Source organism: Nocardia brasiliensis ATCC 700358, from assembly GCF_000250675.2.
Classification (GTDB): Bacteria; Actinomycetota; Actinomycetes; order Mycobacteriales; family Mycobacteriaceae; genus Nocardia; species Nocardia brasiliensis_B.
In genome coordinates, this window is sequence record NC_018681.1 from 4,880,895 (window position 1) to 4,903,260 (window position 22,366).

Annotated in this window: 23 protein-coding genes; 5 read left to right on the forward strand and 18 right to left on the reverse strand. The window is 69.1% G+C overall.

What is annotated here, in order from left to right:
* Positions 1–11 precede the first annotated feature (11 nt).
* Together O3I_RS21605 and O3I_RS21610 are read right to left on the reverse strand one after the other, a co-directional pair.
* Complete coding sequence (locus O3I_RS21605) at positions 12–692, reverse strand: response regulator (RefSeq protein WP_014985104.1); 681 nt, start codon at positions 690–692, stop codon at positions 12–14.
* A complete protein-coding gene (locus O3I_RS21610; RefSeq protein WP_014985105.1) occupies positions 682–1,923 on the reverse strand; it encodes a sensor histidine kinase in 1,242 nt (413 codons plus the stop codon). Before O3I_RS21610 ends, O3I_RS21605 begins: the two co-directional genes overlap by 11 nt.
* 165 nt (positions 1,924–2,088) lie before the next feature.
* On the opposite strand from O3I_RS21610, the gene O3I_RS21615 reads away from it, so the two are divergent.
* On the forward strand, positions 2,089–2,658 hold the full coding sequence (locus O3I_RS21615) for a hypothetical protein (RefSeq protein WP_014985106.1): 570 nt from the start codon (positions 2,089–2,091) through the stop codon (positions 2,656–2,658).
* Here the strand turns inward: O3I_RS21615 and O3I_RS21620 are convergent.
* From O3I_RS21620 to O3I_RS21630, 3 genes are all read right to left on the reverse strand, one after another.
* Entirely contained in the window at positions 2,649–2,975 is a 327-nt protein-coding gene (locus tag O3I_RS21620) for a hypothetical protein (protein ID WP_014985107.1), read from the reverse strand. The two genes, O3I_RS21615 and O3I_RS21620, sit on opposite strands and share 10 nt — an antisense overlap.
* Positions 2,976–3,036: 61 nt before the next feature.
* On the reverse strand, positions 3,037–3,774 hold the full coding sequence (locus O3I_RS21625; RefSeq protein ID WP_014985108.1) for a GNAT family N-acetyltransferase: 738 nt from the start codon (positions 3,772–3,774) through the stop codon (positions 3,037–3,039).
* A 97-nt stretch (positions 3,775–3,871) separates the two neighbouring features.
* Positions 3,872–6,484 carry an AAA family ATPase gene (locus tag O3I_RS21630; protein ID WP_014985109.1) on the reverse strand — a complete coding sequence of 871 codons (2,613 nt, stop codon included), beginning with the start codon at positions 6,482–6,484 and terminating at the stop codon, positions 3,872–3,874.
* Positions 6,485–6,649: 165 nt separating this feature from the next.
* Here O3I_RS21630 and O3I_RS21635 point away from each other — a divergent pair, with 165 nt between their 5' ends.
* The gene (locus O3I_RS21635) at positions 6,650–7,096 is read left to right on the forward strand and encodes an ester cyclase (RefSeq protein ID WP_014985110.1); all 447 of its coding nucleotides are present in this window, start codon (positions 6,650–6,652) and stop codon (positions 7,094–7,096) included.
* Positions 7,097–7,180: 84 nt separating this feature from the next.
* On the opposite strand, the gene O3I_RS21640 is transcribed toward O3I_RS21635, so the two are convergent.
* The 8 genes from O3I_RS21640 to O3I_RS21675 all read right to left on the reverse strand — a co-directional run bounded on the left by O3I_RS21640 (position 7,181) and on the right by O3I_RS21675 (position 13,399).
* Complete coding sequence (locus O3I_RS21640) at positions 7,181–7,690, reverse strand: hypothetical protein (protein WP_148282693.1); 510 nt, start codon at positions 7,688–7,690, stop codon at positions 7,181–7,183.
* A gap of 245 nt (positions 7,691–7,935) precedes the next feature.
* Positions 7,936–8,655, reverse strand: coding sequence for a DJ-1/PfpI family protein (locus tag O3I_RS21645; RefSeq protein ID WP_041564130.1), 720 nt, complete (start codon positions 8,653–8,655; stop codon positions 7,936–7,938).
* A 183-nt stretch (positions 8,656–8,838) separates the two neighbouring features.
* Positions 8,839–9,849 carry a GlxA family transcriptional regulator gene (locus O3I_RS21650; protein ID WP_014985113.1) on the reverse strand — a complete coding sequence of 337 codons (1,011 nt, stop codon included), beginning with the start codon at positions 9,847–9,849 and terminating at the stop codon, positions 8,839–8,841.
* Between the two features lie 139 nt (positions 9,850–9,988).
* On the reverse strand, positions 9,989–10,570 hold the full coding sequence (locus tag O3I_RS21655; protein ID WP_014985114.1) for a putative immunity protein: 582 nt from the start codon (positions 10,568–10,570) through the stop codon (positions 9,989–9,991).
* A gap of 101 nt (positions 10,571–10,671) precedes the next feature.
* Positions 10,672–11,502 (reverse strand): helix-turn-helix domain-containing protein, encoded by an 831-nt coding sequence (locus O3I_RS21660; protein WP_014985115.1) that lies wholly within the window; start codon positions 11,500–11,502, stop codon positions 10,672–10,674.
* 24 nt (positions 11,503–11,526) lie between these two features.
* Positions 11,527–12,030 carry a hypothetical protein gene (locus O3I_RS21665; protein WP_014985116.1) on the reverse strand — a complete coding sequence of 168 codons (504 nt, stop codon included), beginning with the start codon at positions 12,028–12,030 and terminating at the stop codon, positions 11,527–11,529.
* A gap of 136 nt (positions 12,031–12,166) precedes the next feature.
* On the reverse strand, positions 12,167–12,790 hold the full coding sequence (locus tag O3I_RS21670; RefSeq protein WP_237748106.1) for a nucleotidyltransferase domain-containing protein: 624 nt from the start codon (positions 12,788–12,790) through the stop codon (positions 12,167–12,169).
* Between the two features lie 33 nt (positions 12,791–12,823).
* A complete protein-coding gene (locus O3I_RS21675) occupies positions 12,824–13,399 on the reverse strand; it encodes a TetR/AcrR family transcriptional regulator (RefSeq protein ID WP_041564131.1) in 576 nt (191 codons plus the stop codon).
* Between the two features lie 109 nt (positions 13,400–13,508).
* Between O3I_RS21675 and O3I_RS21680 the strand changes: the two genes are divergently transcribed.
* Entirely contained in the window at positions 13,509–14,363 is an 855-nt protein-coding gene (locus tag O3I_RS21680) for a phytanoyl-CoA dioxygenase family protein (protein WP_014985119.1), read from the forward strand.
* A 125-nt stretch (positions 14,364–14,488) separates the two neighbouring features.
* Positions 14,489–15,295 (forward strand): alpha/beta hydrolase family protein, encoded by an 807-nt coding sequence (locus O3I_RS21685; RefSeq protein WP_014985120.1) that lies wholly within the window; start codon positions 14,489–14,491, stop codon positions 15,293–15,295.
* 111 nt (positions 15,296–15,406) lie between these two features.
* Here O3I_RS21685 and O3I_RS21690 read toward each other — a convergent pair whose 3' ends face one another.
* The gene (locus O3I_RS21690; RefSeq protein WP_202804859.1) at positions 15,407–16,723 is read right to left on the reverse strand and encodes a M14 family zinc carboxypeptidase; all 1,317 of its coding nucleotides are present in this window, start codon (positions 16,721–16,723) and stop codon (positions 15,407–15,409) included.
* 363 nt (positions 16,724–17,086) lie between these two features.
* On the opposite strand from O3I_RS21690, the gene O3I_RS21695 reads away from it, so the two are divergent.
* The gene (locus tag O3I_RS21695) at positions 17,087–18,184 is read left to right on the forward strand and encodes a carboxylate-amine ligase (RefSeq protein WP_014985122.1); all 1,098 of its coding nucleotides are present in this window, start codon (positions 17,087–17,089) and stop codon (positions 18,182–18,184) included.
* Positions 18,185–18,262: 78 nt separating this feature from the next.
* Here O3I_RS21695 and O3I_RS43935 read toward each other — a convergent pair whose 3' ends face one another.
* The 4 genes from O3I_RS43935 to O3I_RS21715 all read right to left on the reverse strand — a co-directional run bounded on the left by O3I_RS43935 (position 18,263) and on the right by O3I_RS21715 (position 22,362).
* A complete protein-coding gene (locus tag O3I_RS43935) occupies positions 18,263–18,505 on the reverse strand; it encodes a CsbD family protein (protein ID WP_081594066.1) in 243 nt (80 codons plus the stop codon).
* Positions 18,506–18,584: 79 nt separating this feature from the next.
* Complete coding sequence (locus tag O3I_RS21705; RefSeq protein WP_014985124.1) at positions 18,585–19,424, reverse strand: glucose 1-dehydrogenase; 840 nt, start codon at positions 19,422–19,424, stop codon at positions 18,585–18,587.
* A 128-nt stretch (positions 19,425–19,552) separates the two neighbouring features.
* Positions 19,553–21,280 carry an NAD(P)/FAD-dependent oxidoreductase gene (locus tag O3I_RS21710; RefSeq protein ID WP_014985125.1) on the reverse strand — a complete coding sequence of 576 codons (1,728 nt, stop codon included), beginning with the start codon at positions 21,278–21,280 and terminating at the stop codon, positions 19,553–19,555.
* Positions 21,277–22,362: an LLM class flavin-dependent oxidoreductase gene (locus O3I_RS21715; protein ID WP_014985126.1), complete on the reverse strand. Its 1,086-nt coding sequence runs from the start codon at positions 22,360–22,362 to the stop codon at positions 21,277–21,279. Before O3I_RS21715 ends, O3I_RS21710 begins: the two co-directional genes overlap by 4 nt.
* Positions 22,363–22,366 lie beyond the last annotated feature (4 nt).

Consider the following 22,366-nt stretch of genomic DNA (forward strand, 5'->3'; position numbering starts at 1 on the left):
GCATGCGGCGGTCAGCGATTGCCGGGGGTCACGATGCCGGATTCATAAGCGAGCACGACGAGTTGGGCGCGATCACGCACCGACAGCTTGGCGAGCAGCCTGCCCACATGGGTTTTCACCGTGGCCACACTCAGGTGCAGCGTCGCCGCGATCTCGGCGTTGGAGCGGCCCGCCGCGACGTGTTCGAGCACTTCGCGCTCGCGGCCGGTCAGCGCGGCGGGCCCGTCCGGCAGCGCGGTCAGTGCGGCGGGCCGGCGGGCGAACGCGCTGATCATCCGGCGGGTGATGCTCGGCGTGAGCAGGGCGTCCCCGGCGGCCACCACGCGGATCGCGTGCAGCAGTTGCTCCGGCGGTGAGTCCTTGAGGAGGAACCCGCTCGCGCCGCTGCGCAGTGCCTGGAAGACGTGTTCGTCCTGATCGAAAGTGGTGACGATCAGGACGCGCGGCCCGTCCGCGTCGGCGGCCAGGTGCCGCATCGCTTCCAAGCCGTCCATGATCGGCATCCGGATGTCCATCAGCACCACATCGGGCCGCAACTGCCGGGCGAGCCGGACGGCCTCGCCGCCGTTGCCCGCCTCGCCGAGCACGCTGAGATCCGGTGCGGATTCGACCAGTACCCGGAACCCGGCGCGGACCAGGGCTTCGTCGTCGGCGATCAGCACCCGGATCGGCGGTTCGCGGTCAACGCTCATCATGGTCCCGCGACAGCGGAAAGGACGCGTGAACGGCGAAGCCGCCCTCGGTCCGCGGGCCGGCGTCGAGCCGGCCGCCGAACAGCGAAACCCGCTCGCGCATCCCGAGCAATCCGAGTCCGGAACCGCTGTCGTCGGTCTCGACCGCGCGGGCCGCCACCGGACCGGCATCGGTGACCGAGACGAACAATTCGGTCGGCGCATACCGGATTTCGACCCACGCCCGGTCCGTCTGCGCGTGCTTGACGACGTTGGTCAGCGCCTCCTGCACGATCCGATAGGCGGTGGTCTGCAACAGCGACGGGACCTCGACCGCGGTGCCGGCCACTCGGTACGCCACATCCAGCCCGTCGTGCCGCGATCCCTCGACGAGGTTCGCGATCTCGGCGAGACCCGGATCCTCCGGCTCGTGGTCCGGACCGCCCTCCCGAATCTGCGCCAGCACGCGGCGTAACTCGTTCAGCGCCGAGCGACTGGCCGTCTCGATCGCGCCGAGCGCCGCGCGCGCCTCCCCCGGCCGCTCGTCCAGAACCAGCCGGGCCACTCCGGAACGGACGGCGACCATGCTCAGCGTGTGCGAGATCAGATCGTGCACCTCGCGCGAGACGCGTAACCGCTCCTCGGCCCGGATCCGGCGTTCTTCTTCGCGCGCCTGCCGAATCTGCTGCTCCGCCAGGCTGTTCCGATATGCCCGGCGGGTGCGCAGCATATCGCCGAGCAGCCAGGCGGGCACCGCGATCAGCAGTTGCACGAAATCCTGTTCCTGGTCGGGATGCAGGTCCGCGCCGAGCCAGCCGACGATATAGAGCGCGATGAGCGCGCCGCCGGTGACGAGCAGCGACTCGCGGCGCGGGCGCCGGTCGGCGAGGGTGAGCACGGCGACGCCGAAGGCCGGACCGGTGTTGCTCACCCACGGCGTGAAGCGGACGCCGAGCACGGTCGCCAGGCACAGCACGCCCGCCACCGCGACGACGACCGCGACCGGCCACCGCCGCCGCACCACGAGCGGGAGCACCACGGCGACGCCGAATGCCGCGATGGCGGGCGTCGAACCGATCCCGCTGGTCGCGCCGACCAGCACGGGCACGGTGAAGATTAGGAAGCAGACAGCCGCGATCGCGGCATCGATCCAATCCGGTCCGGGGCCGACCCGGCGCGGGACCACGGTGCGCCGATGACGCCACGGTGCGGGTCCGGCGATCGGGGTCGGCGGTGTGGTGGTGATCGCCATAGCGCCGACAGTATCCGGCGGCTCGAGCAGGCACATCGCTCCGGGGTCGCGCGCCGGACTCATCCGGAGGTCGCAGACGCGGCGCGGCGTCGGCCTCGCGGCGGCGACCGTCTCGCGGCCCTGGGATGACGACATCGCCCTGGTCAGCGGGTCAGAGTTGGGGACATGAACAGAGACGACACCCGGGCGGAGCCACGGCTCTCGCGCCCACTGCTCGGCCTCGCCGCCATCTCGTTCGCGGCGGGTCTGATTTCCGGCGGCATGCTCTATCTGGATCGGTCCCCGCAGCAGCAGGCCCACGTCGCGGGGACGGCGGCGTGGGGGCCGCACCTCGTATTGTTCGTGCTGGCCGTCGCGACGGTCACCTACCTGGTACGCCGGCACGGCCTGTCGCCCGCCGCCCTGCTCGCGCCCGTCAGTCATGGTGCGGCCCAACGCCTGACGCGCACGGTGCGGTCGATCCCGGCCCACCCGACCGCCCTGCTCCGACTCTTGCTCGCCGTCCTGCCGTTGGCCGTCCTGGTGTACAGCCCGTACCGGATCGGCGTGCAGATACTCGCCGGTCTCGACCCGAACTTCACCGCGAACGCGTGGGGCGGGCCGAGCTATCCGGGCGCGATGGCCTGCCACTATCTCGACGCGGCGCTGCTGATCGCGGGGTCGGCCTACCTGCTGCACCGGCTGTTGTTACCCGCCGGACCCGCCAAGCAGGCCGCCCCGGTGCCTCAGCGGTAGACCCAGATACCCCCGCCGCCGAGCGGCAGCACCCGATCCACCGGATGCGGCACGCCGTTGTCGTCGTTCTGCGTGCAGTCGTACGGGAACAGCGAATAGTGGCCGTCGCCGCCGCTGCACATCAGCGGACGCGTGGTGCCGTACGGGCTGATCAGGATGCGCGAGGACAGGATCAGGTTGTTCTGTGAAGCGAACTCACCGGACCAGTCGTGCCGGTTGGCCAACCGTGCGTCCGCGTCGGGATCAGCGGACGCCAGCGGGGCCGCGACCAGCAGGGCGGTGGCGGCGATACCTACACATGCGAGTACTCGTTTCATAGGAGGACTATCGGCGATACCGCCGCGCTATTACGAATTCCCGGTCGCACGCGCGATTCGGCTAGGCGAAAACCGGCGTATCGCCCACCGCCGCGGGCGCCTGCACGAGCGTCAGGCGCGAACGCTTGCGCAACGTGAACCTGAGCGTTTCGTACAGGCTGATCGCCGTGGTGTTGCGCGCGACCGCGTGCAGGAACGGTGTCTCACCGCGGTCGCGGATTCCCGCGCCGACCGCACGGATCAAACGCGAGGCGATGCCGCGGCCGCGGAACTCGGCGTCGGTGCACACGGCGCTGATCTCGGTCCAGCCCGGCGGGTGCATGCGCTCGCCCGCCATGGCGACCAGCCTGCCGTCCACTCGCAAGCCCAGGTACGTGCCCATCTCGATGGTCCGCGGCGCGAACGGTCCCGGCTCGGTCCGGGCGACCAGGTCGAGCATCTCCGGAACCGCGGCCGCGGTGAGCACCTCGAACTCCGGGTCGTGCGCCACGCGTAATGCGGTGCCGTCCATCTGGACCGTTTCGACAGGGTCCAGCACGGTCCAGCCCGCGGGTGGCACGTGCCCCTCGCCGCGCAGCGCGGTGCCGCCGCCCGGTCCGAGCAAGGTGGCCAGATCGGTCCAGTCCTGTTCATCCAGTTCCGGCGGATGGCCGAAGAACCTGGCGACCTCCGGGTCGTACCGGCCGATCCGGCCGGCCCAGCCCGCGAACCGGCGATGCGCGCCGAGCAACGAGGTGCGCACCGGATCGTCCAGCGGATGCACCGGGGCAAAGACATCGAGGGCCGACTCAGCGGTCACCGCACACTCCTCCACGACAACGTTCAACCACCGAACGTTAGCGAGGCGCACGACCACCGGCCATGATTGCGCTCACCACGATTCCGGGACGGCACGGTCAGAGGGCGGGCACGTCCCGCAGTTGCCGGCGCGACGAGATGCCGAGCTTGCGAAAGATGTTGCGCAGGTGGGCATCAACGGTGCGCGGACTCAAGAAAAGCTGGGCCGCTACCTCTTTCGAGGTCGCACCGCCCGCGACCAGGCGCGCGATATGCGCCTCCTGCACCGTAAGCGTGTCGGACACCTGCGCGGATCGACTGCGTGCGCTCTCGCCCGTGGCCCGCAGCTCGCCCGCCGCCCGCGCCGCGAACGCCTCCGTGCCGAGCGCCGTCAACGCTTCGTGAGCCTGGCGCAGTTCGGTTCTGGCTTCGCGGCGACGCCCCTCCCGGCGCAGCCATTCGCCGTAGATCAGATGTGCCCTGGCCCCCGCGATCGCCGGACCGCCGGCGTCCAGCAGCGCGATGGCCGCCAGGTAGGCCGACTCGTCGTCCTCCACCAAAGCCCTTGCGTAGGCGGCCATTCCGTGCCCCCACGGATGGTCACCCGCACGGGCGCGCTCGTCCAGCGCGACCAGCGCGGGCTGCGCCAGATCCGGTCGGCGGCAGCGCGTCGCCGCCTCCACCAATTCCGGCAACGCCAGGCCCGACAGGCCCAGATCACCGGATGCGACGGCTTGTTCGGCGGCGCGCAACGCGGCGGGATAGTCGGCCAGACCGTTGTTGAGGACGGCGGTGGCGTACTGCACGCTGAGCGTCATCTCCGGCCCGACGCCGGCGAACAGCTCCACCGCCTCGGCCCGCCGGCCGCGCAGCGCGACCAGATGGATGCGCGGGTACACCAGCGGCGCCGCACCGGTCGCCTCCGCGATCGCCTCCTGCTCGGCGATGAGTGCCGTCACGGCGCCGAAATCACCGCCCATCGCGGCCACCGGCGCGAGCATGGCCAGTCCGATCGGCAGCAGGTGAAACGAGCCGAGCTCGCGCCCGGACGCGATGACGCGCTGCGCGATCTCCCGTATCGCGTCGAGGTCCCACAGCTCCAGCGCGAGCAGATAGCCGAGCGTCGGCCACCGCAGCCACGCCTCGTCGGCGCGGTCCGCCACCAGCGGGCGCAGCAGCTTCGCGGCAGCCTGATGTCCCTCGACGGTCAACGCGACCATGCCGTCCAAGATGCTGTCGGCCGTGCCGCGCGGTTCCGGGGCGCTGGGCGCGCGCCGGGCGGCCTCGGCCACGGCGTCCGCCCCGCCGATCAGCATGCTCATCTCGAACGCGTCCACGTAGCACGCCCGAGCGCGCGCCGGCTCGCGCTCGGCCAGTCGCGCGGCGGCCCGCAGCAGATGACCGGTCGGCAGATCGCCACCCCGAAAGCGGGCGAACGAGATCCGGCCGCGCAGCAGATCCACGCGTGGGTCATCCGGCGCCAGGGTGGACAGCAGTTCCGCCGCGGCGGCGAAGTCGCCGACCGAGAGCTTCGCCTCGACCGCGGCGAGCACGCGCTCGGTTCGCAAGCCGGGATCGAGGGTCAGCGTGGCCGCGCGTTCCAGGAACGCCGCCGCCGCGGCCACCCCGCCGCGTGCCTGCGCGCGGGCCGCCGACCTGGTCAACGCCAGGGCCACCGCCTCGTCCGGACCGGCGCTGGCGAGCGCCCGGTGCCAGGCGACCCGGTCGGGATCGGTGACCGGGTCGCTCACCTCGGCGAGCGCGCCGTGCGCCCGTCGCCGGTCGACCGGCGACGCCGCCTGGTAGACCGCGGACCGCGCCAGCGGATGTATGAACCGGATCCGGGTGCCGAACTCCACCAGCGGCACCTCCTCGGCCGCCGCGTCCGCGACGCCCAGAAGTGCTGCGGCAGGCCATAACAGGCCGGGATCGCCGATCGGTTCCGCCGCCGCGACGGTGAGCAGCAGGCGCACCTGCGGGGTCAGTTCCGCGAGCCGGGCACGGAAGCTGCGCTCCGCCGCCCGCGGCGCGGGCAGGTCGAAACCGCCCGCCATGCCGGCCGAGCCCGCGGTGCGCGGCAGCTCCAGCAAGGCCAGTGGATTACCGCGGGCCTCGGCCAGGATGCGGTCGCGCACGCGCTCGTCCAACGAGGCATGGAACTCGCGCGCCAGCAACGAGCGCGCCTCGGTTTCGCTCAGCTGCTGCACCTCGAGCTGCGGCAGCTGCGCGAACTCGGCCACCTCCGCCCGCGCGGCGAAGACCAGCGCCACCCGTTCCGCACCGATTCGGCGCGCGATGAACGCCAACGTGCGAGCCGACGCGTGGTCGAGCCACTGCGCGTCATCGATGAGACACAGCAGCGGGCGGTCGTGTTCGAGCAGCAGCCCCAGCGCGGCGGCCCCGGCCAGGAACGGGTCCGGGGTGCCGGTGTCCAGACCGAACGCGATCCGCAACGCGCTGCGATGCTGCGCGGGCAACGCGTCCAGATGCTCCAGGACCGGGGTGCACAACTGGTGCAACGCGGAATACGGCAGTTCGGTCTCGAACTCCGCGCCGGTGGCCCGCATGACCAGGAACCCGGACGACGCACGGTCCAGTTGATCGAGCAGCAGACTCTTCCCGATACCGGGCTCACCGAGCAGCACCATCGCGCCGCCCCGGGATTCCCGCGCCTGTTGCAGCAGCGCGAGCAATTGCGCCGTCTCCGCCGATCGACCGACCACATAGTTCACACGCCGATCTTGGCCTGCCCAGCGGCAGCTGTCACCTCGCGGATAGGTAGGTATCGCCGACGCGAAGCAGGCCGCCGCGACCGCAGACTTCAATCAGCCGGCACGGACAGCCGGTCGAAATCCGAGAACCGTCCGGACACAACGACATCGAAAGCGAGAACGATCATGGAACAGCGCACCCTCGACACCGCGCCGACACCGCAGCAGCTGCTAGACGGCTGGCTCACCCTGTGGAACGGCGTCTACACCTTCGCCGACGATCTGATCGCCGCCGACTTCCGGCTGCACGCCGCGATGATGGACGGCAGCGCGGGCGACGCGGTCCGCGGGCCCGACGCGCTCGTCGACTGGATCGACCAGGTCCGCCTCGCCTTCACCGAACTCGTGTTCAGCGTGGAGGTCGGGCCGATCACCGACCGCGACCACCTCGTCGTCCGCTGGGTGGCCGTGGGCACCTACGGCGGCGGCTTCCCCGGCGCCACCGCGCCCGCCGGCACCGCGGTCCGGTTCACGGGGATCGACATCCTGCGCATCGAGGATGCGAAAATCGCCGAGTACTGGGTCAATTCGGATATGCACGTGCTGCTGGCGACGCTCGGCGTCCGAATCTGAGGCGACGGTCATGTCCACCACGACCCCGAGCCGCCGTCGCCGCGGCGCAGCACGTACTGCGCCGGAGTTCGCGCCGAGCGGTGACTACGGGAACTGCGCGGTCGTGATCACGCCTTCGACACCGACCGGCTGCTGGGTCGCCCTGGTCGGCAGGACGGGGCGGGCGGTATCGCTGTAGCGCCGCTTGACCATGGCCGCGGCCTCCTCGGGCGTCTCCGGGCGCCACGGCCTGGTCGACAGCTTTTCCAGCACACAGATCAGCAGCATCTGCCGGGTGCGGGTGACGGGATGACAGTTCATACCGGCCTGCCCCAGACCTTCGCCGGCGGTACCCCGTTCCTCCGGCGGCACGGTCTCGGTGAGCACCCAGTACAGCTCCGGGCTGAGCAGGACGGACTCGCCGTTGCTGTCGTTGAACCAGCGGACCGAGTACTCGATGAGCAGTTCCGCGATGGGCCCGCTCTGTCGAAGCGCCTCGACGAAACGAGGCAGACCGCCGCTGCCGTCCGAGTTCCGCTGGATCAAGGTCGCGATTCGGTCCGCGACCTCGCGTAGCTGCGTGATGTCATGGTCGGCCAGTTTCGGCAGCGTCATCAATTCGTCCTTACCCGTCACCCGGCAAGAATTCAGCATCCAAACCCAGATGTCAACGCCGCGTCAATAGCTGACGGATATCACAAAGTTGTTCCGCCGCAATGGTGCTCGATTACAAGGAGGCACATCCCGACCACGCGACTTATCGGGCCGAGCAGCCGTCGTGATAATCGCGTGATTCATGATCGGCGGCGGCGATTAGCGTGTCACGGAAATGGCGGCCCGTCGCCGCCTCGCGCCGCGAGTCAGTGCCGCTTCCTGCCGCGGATCTTGGTGAGCGCCAGTTGCCACGCGACGGTGCCGATGGCAACGGTGGAGCGGACATTCGCGCTGTCGCGCGTCATCTCGGCGACGGCCTTGCCCATGACCTTCGCCGAAGCCTTCGACGGGTGCCCCGCGTCGTAGGGCGGTTGCGGGTCGTATTCGATCAAGAGCTGGATGATCTCGGCGCGCTCGGTACCGTAGATCTCGCCGATCAACCACAGTGCGGCGTCGATTCCGGCGGAAACGCCCGCGGCGGTGAGGATCTTGCCCGACCGCACGATCCGTTCCGTGGGACGGGACTCGACGCCCAGCAGAGCCATCGGTTTCTGCGCGAACCAGTGTGTCGTCGCGGGGTGGCCGGGCAGGATCCCGGCCGCGGCCAGGATCAGCGCGCCCGAACAGACCGAGGTCGTCCACTTGGTGTGCGGATGGACCGCGGCCAACCAGCCGGTCAGCTCCTTGTTCGCCATGGCGGTCGGGGTGTCGGTCGCGGAGCCCGGCACGAGAACCACATCGGGAGTAGGGGTTTCGGCGAAGGTGTGGGTGGCGCCCAACGCCAGCACGCCGCTGTCGGTGATGATGGGGCCGACTTCGTTGCTCACCAAACGGATCTCGCTGCCGGGCACCAGGCGCAGCGCCTCGTACGGACCGATCGCGTCCAGCGCGGTCATGCCGGGATAGAGGACGATGGCGATCTGCAGCCCGCGGCCGTCGCGGGCGGGTACTGCAACGTCGGTGGGCGCCGGGGCAGGTGTCGCGGTGTCGGCTGCGGCCTTTGTGATTGTCGCGGTGTCGTTTTCGGCGGTGCCGGAGACTGATTGCGGCGGATGGTCGGCCATGGTGATCTTCCTTGTCTTCGATGGTGCGGGTGCCGGGAGGCGGCACTAGACGTCCGAGAGTTCGAGATCCGCGCGCTCGACGGCGGCGGAACGAGGGCGCGCGAAGCGGTCCCGGTACTCCCCGGGCGCTACCCCGAGGAGTCGCTGGAAGGTGCGATACAGCGTTTCGGGGCGGCGTAGTCCGACCGCGACGGCGACACGATCCAACGGGTAATCGGTGGTTTCCAGCAGCCTTCGCGCGGCGGCGACCCGCACGCTCTCCACGTAGCGCGCCGGGGTGGTGCCCAGGTCGGCGGCGAACACGCGGGAGAAGTTCCGGGTGCTCATGCCGGCCTGCTGGGCCAGCGCCTCCAGCGACAGATCCGCGGTGAGGTTCTCCTCGATCCAGACCTGAAGGGCGCGAAGCGGTTCCAGGCGCGGCGGCCCGGCCGCGACGGGCGCGCTGAACTGACTCTGTCCGCCCGGGCGGTGCAGATAGACCACCAGCCAGCGCGACACCTCGCGGGCGAGGTCCGGTCCGTGGTCGGCGGTGAGCAACGCGATCGCGAGATCGATGCCCGCGGTCACGCCCGCCGAGGTCCAGATCGGGCCGTCCTGCACGTAGATCCGATCGGGTTCGACATCGATGTCGGGGTATCGCTCGGTGAGGCGGCTACTACCCGCCCAGTGCGTGGTCACCGTCCGCTCGCGCAGCAGCCCGGCTTCGGCCAGCAGGAACGTGCCGGAACACACCGAACCGATCCGCCGGGCCCGCCGCGCGACCTGCCGGATCCCCTCGATCAGCTCCGGGTCCTTGCGTGCGGGACCGAACGCGACTCCCCCGGTCACCAGCAACGTGTCCACCGGCCGGGCCAGGTCGCCGATCGCCCGAGCCGTCACCTCGATCCCGTTCGACGCGGACACCCGGCCCGCCCGCGCCGCGACCACCTCGACGTCATAGAGCGGCTTACCACTCAGGACCGCCGCCGCATTGAAGACATCGGCAGGCCCGGCCAGGTCGAGCAGCTGAAACCGGTCGAAGACCGCCAGTTGCACGAGGCGGGTGGAAGCAGGCATGCACCCATCGTGCAACCGGTCCGATATGGCGTCAACGACACAAAGATTGCAAATCCAGCCACGTGACCCCGACCCCGGCCGCGACAGGTCGCCGACCGCGACAACGGATCGTCGGCCGACCCCGTTGGCCCGACACGACTCAGCTACGACTGGGCTCGGCAGCCGAAGTCACACCGCGTCGCAGCGCACGATCGAGGTGGCGCAGCAGTTCGCCCGCCCTGCCACGACCTCCCGGCGCTGCCGGGTATCGGGACAGGACACCGATCACGGTGGAGTTGGCCAGCTTTCGTGCCTTCTCGAGGTGAGCGGCGGCGACCGCCCGATCACCGCCCGCGTCGAGTTCGAGGGCCGAGGCGGTGTAGGCGGCTGCGCCGAGGATGTGCCAGACCTGGGTGGCTTTGGCCAGGGGGTGCAGGTAGGCCGACGAGCCCGTGGCACCGGCGGCATGCGCTGCGGCGGCGACCAGCGGCCGCCCGCGCTCGTCGGCTTCCCACGCCGCGCGGTGCGCCGCCATGGCGGTCACGCGAATCGCCTTCGTCCGCTTGCCACCGGCGGCGAACTCGTGGGCCTGCTCTAGTACGGCGCGCACCCGTGGATCGCCCGGACACGCACGCTCGTGGATCGGCACCACCGGCGCGGCACAGGTCAAGGCGTACGCCGTGACCTCGCGCAGTTCGGCCATGCTCAGTGCGATCGTCAGGTTCTCCTCGGCTGCACCCATGAGACTTCACCGTATCGTTGAACTGCCGGTTGGCACTTCCAGCCGTTTTACTGGCGAGGCGCGCCCGAAACCCTCAAACGCCGGTTCGCCTGCTGGCGCGCTCAGGCGTACCCGGGCGCGGCCCACGCGACGGGGTCGACCGCCAACCACGGCGCGGCAGCCAGGGCCGTAGGTGTGAGCCCCGCAAAGGCTTTGGCGTCCCGATGCAGATGCGACTGGTCGACGTAACCGCATTCGGCCGATACCCGCGCCGCGCCGACCCCGCCCGCGAGGCGGTGCGCCGCATGGTCGAACCGAACCAGCTGCGCCGCCCGCTTCGGCGTCAACCCGACCTGCGACCGAAATCGGGACCACAATCGTTTTCGGCTCCAACCGAGCTCCCCGGCCAGCGGATCGACCCGAATCCGCCCGTGGCTCCGCACGATTCGCCGCCAGGCGTACGCGACCTCCGGGTCCACCGCAGCCCCCTCCTGCTGGCGCCGGGCGATCGCGAACTCGGCGATCGCGAACCGCTCGTCCCACGAGCGGGCGGCGCGCAGTCGCGCACCGAGCCGTGCGGTATCCCGTCCCCACAGCTCCTCGAAAGCGACCACCGCCCCGGCCGACTCCGCCGCGGCACCCGAAATCGCCTGCGCGACAATCGGAGACAATCGGATCTGCAACAGGTCGACCTCGCGTCCGCCCCCGCGCACGTTACCCGGGGCCAAGCCGATCACACTGCTACCGCGCACGCACTCGCCGGCGCCATCGATCAACCGGACGTCCCCGAAGTCGAGGAATATCGTCACCGCCGGATACGGCACCACCGGCAGTTCCACCGTTCTCGCCGCTCGCCCGCGAAACCCGGCCATGCTGACCCCCGCGACCTGCGGCCGCGCCGGGACCGCAACCTCGACCGCGGCTCCGCCGATTCGAAACGGCGCACCAGACATGCCGCCATCGTACGAGCGTCGCGGTCAGTGCCGGCACAGCCATTCGGTCCCGTAGTGCTCGGCATTCCCGCCGGTGAGATGAACCCAGCGGCCGTCACCTTCGCACGGCGCACCTTCGACCGGGGTCTCGTTCTGCGGGGTGGTAGGCGGGGTCACGACCGGTGGCGGCGTGGTCTCCGGGCCCGCGCCGTGGTTGGGATTGGTGCAGATGGTGCCTTCACACGGCACCCAGGTGCCGTCACCGTTGGGGTTGAGCATGGCGTTCGGGCCGATGTAGCTGCCTTGCGGGCACCGCGAATCCTGGTTCTTGGCACAGTATTCCGGGCTCGGATTGCCGGCGTTGTCCGGACCGCGCTCCGCACGGCTGGGGGCCGGTGCGGGCAGGGGCGCCGTAGTACTCGGCGCGGCCGACGTCGTGGTCGTGGACTTCACGGTGCTCGTGGCGGGCACCGATGTCGAATCGTCCGAACAGGCCGCGGCGCCCCAGAGGACGACGATTCCGGCCAGGACGGTCGCTGCACGTTTCATCGTTCTTGCCTTTCGCACACAGCACGGACCCATTACTGGGCGTGCGGCGGATGCCGACACGCCGACAAGTCTTCAGGAGCGGGTGCTTCGCGCGGTGCATTGCCCGGCGGCAGCGGTGTTTCGGCACCGCGGATATTCAGAGCCGGGCCAACCAGGCGTGCCCCGGGTGCACCCGGGAAAGCCAATCGAACAGTCGTGCGCGCCGCGCCGTGTCCATCGCGGGCAGCACGCGATCGAAATCGGCCTCGTCCTTTGCGCGCAGAGCTTTCGCTTTGAACAGCAGTGCGACTTCGGGAATCGAGTAGGGAATCCCGTCGTCGGTGCGCAAAATCAATTCCGCGTACGGCACTGTGATGGACGGGTCACGGCGACAGACCCAGTGATCCCCGGCCTGCGCTTCCCGAAAGACATCGAGTCGATAGCGACCGGATGCGGGTTCGCGCAACCAGGTCTGAAAGTGATTCTCCGCTTCCGCCGGGTACGGCCAGGCTCGGCCGTCACCGACGACATCCCACTCGAACCCGGGCAGCGCGGCCACTATCTCGCCGAATCTCGCTGCCGGAAACCCGATTTCGAGATCGCCGTGCGCCCGCGCGGTACCGCCGGTGAACAAGTCGAGCGCCCACCCGGCCGCCACATACCAGGGGGCTGCGACGCCCGACAGTCGCGCCGCGACCTCGGCCGGCGTCCACGCCGCCCAAAGCCGGTCGGCTTCTTCCGCCGAAAGCTCCCGCGAGCACGAGGGGTCAGGCGAACCCACGGCGTTCCTTTCCGTACCGAGTTGCATTGCGAGTCAATCGAGTCCGAGGACGGCGGCCGTTGAGCGCCACAGGCGATCGGCGGCCGTCTCCGGGTCCGGCGGCGGGGTCAGCCGGAGTTGCTGGCCGATGCCGTGGCGCAGTCCCCCGATGACGAAGGCGCCCGCGCTCTCCGGGTCGATCTCGGCGGGGATCTCGCCGCGCGCCTGGCCGCTGCGGATGTTGCCGGCGGCGTTGGCGCTCATGGTCTGGATGTAGACCGCTTCCAACTCGGTGAGCTGCGGGTCCAGGGCAGTGCGGTCGAGCAGGACGGCGGCCAGCGGATCGGCGAAATGGTAGGCGACGAAACGGCGGGTGCGTTCGTGCTCGCGGGTCGACCAGTCGGCCGCGGGGAGCTGGGCGTCGGCGATGGCGTGCCGCAGGCCCTCGTAGAACGTCTCGTAAATCGCTGCCAGCAGACCACTTTTAGAGCCGAAATGGTGATACATCGCCCCGGTGCTCAGCCCGGCGCGGCGGGTGAGCGCGGCCAGCTCCAGCACGCCGTTGCCGCGGACCAGTTCGTCGCGGGCGGCGTCGAGAAGTTGTTGACGACCGATCGGTGCACGTGCCACAGTCGGAATCATAACCGAACTCAGTTATGTTCTGATCTCGAGGAGTTCCGATGCGGGAACCAAGCGAACCCATCCTGCGCGTCGTGCCGACCGTCCGCGAGTCCCGGCCATGAGCGCCGAGGTGTCGTCCCTGCCGGACCTGGGCGGCGACCTGGCCGGGACATACCGCCGCACCCCGAGCAGCGGCGCGAGCATCGATGCGGAAATCTGCGCGGCCGATCTGGCCGCACTCGACCGCGACGGCTACGTCATCCTGCCCGACCTGCTGGGCCCGCAGGAACTCGACGAGATCCGCGCGGCGGTCGCGCCGCTGCTGAATCAGCACGGCCGCAACAAGTTCGAGGGCCACACCACCCAGCGGATCTACAGCGTGCTCAACAAGACGCGCACCTGCGACCGCATCGCCGACCATCCGCGGGTACTCGCGCTGCTGGATCGCTTGTTCTTGCCGAACTATCTGCTGTCGATGCTCCAGGTGATCAACATCCTGCCGGGTGAGCAGGCCCAGATGTTGCACACCGACGACAGTTTCTATCCGCTGCCGCGCCCGCGCGCCGCACTCGGCGCCGCGACGATCTGGGCGATCGACGATTTCACCGCCGACAACGGCGCCACCGACATCATCGCGGGCAGCCACCGGTGGGGGCACCGCATGCCCGAGGAGTCCGAACGTGAGCCGGTGGTGATGCGCGCGGGCTCGTGCGTGTTCTTCCTCGGCACCCTCTGGCACGGCGGCGGCGCCAACCGCTCGGCGCAGCCACGCCTCGCCCTGACCGCCCAATACTGCGAACCGTGGCTACGACCGCAGGAGGCGTTCACCCTCTCGACCACTCGGGACACCGTCCGCGCCGTCTCCGAGGACATCCGCCGCATGCTCGGCTACAGCATCCACCCGCCGTTCATCGGCCAGGTCGACGGCATGCACCCCAAGCGACTGCTGGAGCCGGACGCACCACCCGTCTGAGCCCGGGGCGCGCATGCCCACGACGTGAGCGACCTACCGCGCGGCCGAAGTACGGCAGCGACACGCCGATTTCGCCGATAGCGCAACGGATTCCCGCGACGCCGCGCGCGATCTAGCGTAGGCGCATGACCTCACCGATCACCGGCACGGCCGCGGGCGTGCCGTTCACCGCTCTGCCGCCGTCCGGGGACGCCGCCCGCGCGCCGATGATCGTCACCTGGCACATGCTCGACGCGCCCCGCACCGACGCCGCGTTCGCGGCGGCACTGCCGATGGCGGGCCTGCCCGCCTGGCGCGTGCATCTCGGCATGCCGATGTGCGGGGCGCGCATGGTCGACGGCAGCACCGACGCCATCGTCGCCCTGTTCAACGAAGACCCCCTGATGTCGTTCCTCTACCCGTTCGCGCAGCAGGCGACCGCGGAGTTCCCGGCCGCCCTCGCGGCTCTGCGCGAGCAGTTGCCGGTCGACGACGGCCCGATCGGCGTGCTCGGCGGTTCGCTCGGCGGAGCCGTCGCGTTGAACGTCCTGACCACGACCGACATCCCGGTCTTCGCCGCCGCGATCGTGAACGGCGCCATCCACCTGCGCTCCGTGGTCGACCTGTTCCCCGGCACGTACCGCTACGACGCCGAATCCGAAAAAGCCGTCGACAGCATGGATTTCATCGCCGAAGCCACGCGCCTGGCCGACCGCGCGCCGCTGCTGGTCGTCAGCGGCGAACTCGACCACCCCGCCTTCCGCGCCGACGCCGCAAGTCTCGTCGCCGCGATCGGCCCCCGCGCCGAACTCCGACACATCCCCGGCCTCGCCCACCCGCTGGCCGACGAACCCGGCCTGGCGCCCGCCCCCCAATCCCCCCAAGCCCGCGCGGTGGACACCGCCCTCACCCGGTGGTTTGCCCACCAGCTCGTGCAAGCCCTTCAGCCCTAGTCCACCGACCCTGTTGTCCCCCAACGCGACTCGCGAGCGAGCCGGAGCGTCGCCGGGCAAACCCCACCGGCCTGGCCTGCTTTCGACCAGACCGGTGGGACTGCGAGCCGATCAGGACGTCTGCCCGCCCTGTTTATAAGGCGCGTTCGCCAGCTGGGCGGCGGTACTGAACGCCTTCTTCATCTGTGGCCAGAAGGTACTTTCCACGCAGGAGTAGCGCGGCATGAAACCGCCGCACGACCCCGAACTGTTCGGGCCGATTTCGATGGTGATGGCGGCCAGGCCCAATGCGCCGTGGGCTTGGTCGTCGGTCGTTCCGGTGGTCGAGTATCCAACGGTTTCCTCCGACGTGCCGACGACGAATCCGCTGGGCACGATCTTCTTCGTCAACGCGCGCAGCTGAGTGGCATTGCGGCTGGTGGCATTGCTCGGGATGATTCCGTAGTTGCCGTAGGCGTGCAGATCGATCACGATGCCGGTCGCGGTTTGCGGAACGTCGCCGCCGCCGCTGGGCCGCTGATTGGTGAACAGGCTCGCATAGAGCTTCTGGATCGCTTGAGTTTCCGGTTCGGAGCCGGCGCGCGGACCCTGGTAGGTCTGCGCGCAAGGGTTCCGGGAATCACCGCCCCAGCGGACGGTGAAATTGCGGTTCAGGTCCACCCCGGGGCCCTGACCGGAACCGTCGACAACCGAGCAGGACGGCGGGGTCGCACTGTTGTTGACGTTCTTACGTTGCATCTTGGGCCGATTACCGCCGCTCGCGGTGACGTCGACGCCGTCCGGGTTGGTCACCGGAACCACCCACACCTCGGTGTTGTCCAGGATCGAGGTCACCGCAGGATCGGTGCCGTAGCCGGTGGCGAGATAGTCGATCCATTTCCACGCCAATTCACCGGTGGCCAGTTCGCGGGCGTGGATCTGCGCGGTCAGCAGAAAACGAGGCTTGCGCGTGGTGGGCGCCAGATCGCACCCGACGGGCTTCATCGTGGTTTTCGCGGCGGCCTTCTCCGCGTCGGTCCCCGCGGACGTGCCGGTCAGGCAGATCACGTTCATCGTGTGCCCGCCCCGGCCCCGATCGGCCAGCCACGATTTGCCGATGTTGTGCACCTGCGCGATTCCGGGATATTTGGCGGCGGTGTCGGTCGCATGACGCAGCAGATCGGCCGCCGTGTGATAGCCGCCGTAGTAGGTGGCGTCAGGAGTCCGCCGCTCCGAAGGGTCCGATTTGTAGACCGGCGCCTTCTTGGTGAGGGTCAGCCCCTTCGCGCGCAGCGCCTGGGCACCGGCCTCGTCGACCGCGATGGTGACCTTCCCCGGTCCGGCGGGAACCATTTCGATCCCGGCGTTCTCGATGATCTCCACCTGCGCGCGCGACGGCACCGGCACATCCCAATAGTAGGGGGAATCATCGGCGGCGTTCGCCGTCACCGGACAGAAGAATAGCGTCGAGAATCCACCGACCGCCGCCACGGTGATAGACGCAAGAATATTGCGAAACCTGCTCATGGACTTTCCTAGTCTTGGGCGGCGACCACGGCCACCGCGAGCCATGTCGTTCTTCTGTGCGGAGATTAGGCCGGTGCGTCGGCGCGGAGAAACCCCAGTCGGCGAGTGGGGAACGGCGCCGGGTGGCGGCATACTCGCAGCACTCCGTAAGGTGTCGCACAACAGGTTTCGCCGATTCGCGCATCTTTTGCGCCCGCCCGGGTAAAGCACGGCCAACAGCGGTCACCGGAGGTGGTCTCGCCGGACGGCGTGCACCCGTCCGGATCGGCGAGGAGTTCGATCGAAATGCAGGCACTCACGGTAGGTTTCGAAGAGGAATTTCTGCTGGTCGACGCGGAAGGCCGGCCGGTACCCGAATTCGACACGGTCTGCGGCTGGCTGACGGACAAACTCGAGGCGGCCGACAGCGCCCGGTTCAAGCCGGAACTGCAGCTGACGCAGATCGAGACGATCAGCGGCATCCACACCAGCATGACCGCGCTGGCGAGCGAATTGCGCAGCGCCAGAGCCACGCTCGCCGCCGCGGGGGACGCGTGCGCCGTGACGGTGCTGCCGGTCGGCACCGCGCCGCAGTCGATCGCCGACGACACTCCCCTGCCCGATTCGGCCCGCTATGCCCGCATCCACGACCGGTACCGGGGTGTGCTCCGCGACTACACCGCGTGCGGGGCGCACGTGCACATCGGCGTCGCCGATCCGGATCGCGCCGTGGCCGTCGTGAATCATCTGCGGCCGTGGTTGCCGACATTGCTTGCGGTCGGGGTGAATTCACCCTTCCATCGCGGCCGCGACTCCGGGTACGGCTCCTGGCGGATCGCCGAGCAGGCCCGCTTCCCCGGCGCCGGACTGCCGCCCTACGCGCGTTCGGCCGACGACTACGACGCGCGGATCGCCACCCTCCTCGAATGCGGCACGCTCGTCGACGATCACATGTCCTTTTGGCTGGCCCGGCCGTCGAAGGTGTACCCCACCGTGGAGGTGCGCGCCGCCGACACCGCCGCCACGGTGGACGACGCGATTTTGCAGGCGGTGCTCACCCGCGGTTTGGTGCAGACGGCCCTGAACAAGCTGGACGAGGGTGTGGAAGGCCCGCGCATCGACGAACAGGTTGGCGCCGCGGCGATTTGGGCCGCCGCGCGCTACGGATTGGCCGGCCCCGCCGTCGATCCGATCGAAGAGATCCGGGTGCCCGCGGTATCGCTGCTGCGTTCCCTCGTCGCCTGGATCGCCGACGCGCTCACCGCCACCGACGACACCGCCGTGGCAAAGCGGCTGTTGCGCAATGTCGAACGCCACGGCACCGGCGCCGCCCGGCAGCGCCGGGCCGCACAGCCCGGCCTGCGCCACCTCGTCGACACGTTCCGCCTGACCACCTGGTCGTGACGCACGAACAGCGTTGCCGGTCAACGCGATTCGCTGACCGGCAACGCGGCACCGGCGGTGCTCGCCGCTCTGCGACGACTAGCTCTGCTGATGTCCGGCTTGGCGCGCCTCGTTCACATCGGCTTCCGCGCGGGCCTTCTCCGCGGCGGCTTCCTTCTGCGCTGCCTCGCGCTGGGATTCGGCTTTGTCCTGCTGCGCCTTGCCCTCGCCTTTGAGGCTCTCGTCACCGGTGACGACACCGGCGGCCTCCTTGGCCTTGCCTTTCACGTCTTCGACGACACCTTCGACGCCCTCGCGGGGGCCACTTCCATGTTCTGACACAGTTATTCACCTTTCGCACTGCGACTGCGGCTGACCTTCGGCGCTTACCCGGAGTCGCTCGACTCAATCCACCGCGCGGTCAGAGGATCGGCCTGCCGCCGGTCACGGCGATCCGCGCGCCGGAGATGTAGCTACCGTCGTCGGAGGCGAGCAGAACGTAGGCCGGGGCGAGTTCGGCGGGCTGGCCCGCGCGCCCGAGCGGCACGTCGTCGCCGAAGTTCGCCACCTTCTTCGGCGGCATCGTCGACGGGATCAACGGCGTCCAGATCGGCCCCGGCGCAACGCTGTTCACCCGGATCCCGCGTTCACCGAGCAGCTGGGCCAGGCTCGCGGAGAAGTTCGCGATCGCCGCCTTCGTCGCCGCATAGGGTGCGAGAGTCGGTGAGGGCATATCGGAGTTGACCGACGAACTGCCGATGATCGACGCACCCGGCCGCATATGCGGCAGCGCGGCTTTGACCAAGCGGAAGTACGCGCTGACGTTCACCTGGAAGGTGTGATCGAACTCCTCGTCGCTGATCTCCTCCAGCGTCTCGTGCGTCATCTGGTAGGCCGCGTTGCTCACCAGGACGTCGATCTTCCCGAACTCCTGCACGGCCCGATCGATAACGGTCCGGCATTGCCCCGGCTCGGCGAGATCGCCGGGCACCAGCACCGCCTTGCGCCCGGCCTGCTCGACCAGCTCGGCCACTTCCTTGGCGTCTTCGTCCTCGCTCAAATAGGAAAGCAGCACGTCCGCGCCTTCGCGCGCGAAGGCGATCGCGACCGCGCGCCCGATACCGCTGTCGGCGCCGGTGATCACAGCCGCCTTGCCGGTCAGCTTGCCCGACCCCCGGTAGCTGTCCTCCCCGCAGTCCGGCACCGGATCCATTCGCGCCTGCACGCCGGGAACCGGCTGCTGCTGTTCAGGAAATCCCATGACCACTCCTCTCGTCGCACACGCCATGTAGTCGCCGACTACCGCGATACGTGGTCGGCAAACACCGGGCCGACGCGTTTGGACCGCCCGGCCGCGGCAGGCAGGAGAGAAGCGGTGGCCGGGTTCGGCTACCCGGCGACCTCGACTGGCCTCGTGGGCAGCCAATTATCCTGCAACAGTTCGGATATGAACTCGATCACCGCGTCCTGGCCCCCGTCGGAGCGCCTGCCTGCCAACGGCAGATCGTGCAGCGTGAACGTGCGCGGATCGATGTCACACGCGGCCGTCGGGTAGCCGATGCGGGTCGCCGCGCGAGCCATGATCACCTGCATCATGGCCTCGAGCACGCGCCGGTTGGCGCCGAGCCGGCGACGTATCTCCGCCGACCCGAGCGGACCGTGATCGCCAGACGTGCCGAACGACGATTTCAGGGCCGGCGTGCCGGTGTGATCGAAGAAGTGGCAGTGATCGCGTCCCGGTTCCCGTTCGTCCCATTCCCGGAAGAAGGCCTGCATGCGCTCGTTCAACAGCCGGAAGTCGGCCAGCTCGGCGCCGACGACCGCGGGCGCGTAGGCGTCGGTGGTGTTGCTGCGGATCAGCAGGCCCAAGAACGCATGGTGCAGATACCGGTCGAAGACCAGTTTCGCGAACCACACCTGCGGGTTGCCCATCAGCCTGTACTGATCGGTCCAGACCGGCAGCAAAGTGTCGTACACCTCGAGGTAGAAGTCGTTCAAGCGCGCCGCGAGGTCGTCGGTCGCCGCCCCGTCGAGGTCGCGGACGACCATATCGGTCACCAAGGTATTGGACATCGCGATGAAATCGCTGCCGGGCGAGTAGAGCGGATCGTTGAAGACACCCGCCTCGCCGGTCAACGCCCACCGATCGCCGGAATACACCTGCGCACAACTGTGCGCGAAGTGCCGCAGCCGCTTGAAGTCCTGCAGCGACTCCCGGTGCCTGGCGACGGCGCGCGCGACCTCGGGTTCGTGCCGGGTCAGCCAGTCGAGCGCGGCCTCGAACGTGCCGATTTCCTCGAACGGCACATATCGCGGGTCGGACACGATACCGACACTGATCGACCCCGACACCAGGGGGATGAGCCAGACCCAATAGCCCTTTCCCATCAGATGATTGGTGGACCGCCAGCGCAATCCCTCCGGAACCCTTTCTCGCCAGGCCGATTTGGCAGCCGCAGAAGTGCCGACCTCTTCCTCGACGAGTTCATCCATCCAGATCATCTCGCTCAGCCGGAACCAGACGGCGTCGCAGTTGTGCGGGCTGTCCTTGCGCAGGCCCAGCTTGCTTTTGAGCAGGCCGCGCCGACCGGTGGCGTCGATCACCCACCGTGCCCGCACCGTCTGTCCCGCGCCCGCCCGCGCGATCACGACCTCGTGCGGCGCATCCGATTTCAGACGTACGTCGACGACTCGATACCCGTGCCGGAATTCCGCACCGCCCGCGACGACGATGGCACCCAGCGCGTTCTCGAAGACGCCGCGATCGAGCTGAAAGGTCGCCGACGCGTAGAAGAACCCGCTGGGCCCCGATTCCGCACGCTGCGACAGCGGCGGCGGCGGGACCGAAACGGACGGCAGGAACCGCAGGCCGGTCTTACGAATCTGGCTCTGCTCCAGGTGTTCTCGCAGCTGTAGCGTTTCCGCGAAGTAGGTGCCGCTGATCACGACGGTGGATTCGCCCACCTTGTGCGCGGCCGCGCGCACCGGATGCGGCACCCGCTCCACCACGAGAACGGTGGTGTCCGGCCTGCGCAAGAGCACTTGCCGCGCGAGACTGAGCCCGGCCAGCCCACCGCCCAGCACAACGACGTCATAGTCCGAACGGTCGGTGATCACGGTACGAGCGTCCCTTCGCACGCGGCGGCGACGGGTCGCAGCACCTCGTCCATGCAGCGTTGCATCGCCCGGTACGTGGGTTCTCCCGGCGGATTGGCGTCGAAGGCGAGTATGAAATGCGTTAGCCCGGTCGACTCGTACAGCTCGGTGAGGCGGTCCCGGCAGCGCTGCGGCGTACCGACCAGATTGAGCGGAATCATCTTCTCGACCACACCGGAAGCGTCCCGGCCCCCGGCCTTGCGGCCCGCGTCCACCGCGTCGAAATAGGTGCGGTAATTCGGCAGCAGGTGCCGGCGCGCGAGCAACCCGTTCGAGGTCGCGCCCTCGGCGACCCACCACCCCACGTGCTCGCGTACGGTGTCCGCGGCGCGGTCGTTCGTATCGTCCAGTACGGCAATGCAGGTCAGCGCGTGCCGCGCGGCCGCGTCGAGCTGTCCGTGCGGTCCGGCCGTTTCGCGGTAGCGCGACATCAGTGCCCGCTTCTCGTTGTCGGGCATGGCTTCTCGGATCAGCAGTGGATATCCGTGGGCGGCCGCCCACCGGACGGTGTCCGGCGACCCAGAGGCGACGTAGACCGGCGGATGCGGGTGCGTCAGCGGCTTCGGCTGCACCGGCACCGCGTCCAGCGTGCCGTCCATCGAGGAGATCACGTACGGCTCTTCGCCCCACGCCCGCACCACCTGGTCCATGGTCTCGACCAAGGCGAGGTGATTCACCGTCATATCGACCGCGAAGGCTTCGAAGTCCCGGGCGTAGGTGCCGCGCCCGATGCCGAAATCGAAACGACCACCGCTGAGATGATCGAGCATCGCGACTCGTTCGGCGAGCTTGATCGGATGTTCCAGCGGAACGATCGTGATCGCAGAGCCGACTCTGATCCGCTCGGTTCCGCCCAGCAGGAACGACGCCATGTTGAGGGCGTTGGTGCACAGGCTGTAGTTGGTGAAATGGTGTTCCAGCAGCCAGATTCCGGAATAGCCGAGTTCCTCGGCCCACTGCGCCGACTGGGTCGCGGCCGCGAATGTCTCCCGCTGACCGATACCGGGCCGCTGCGCGACGCTCAGTACGATGTCGAATCTCATCTCC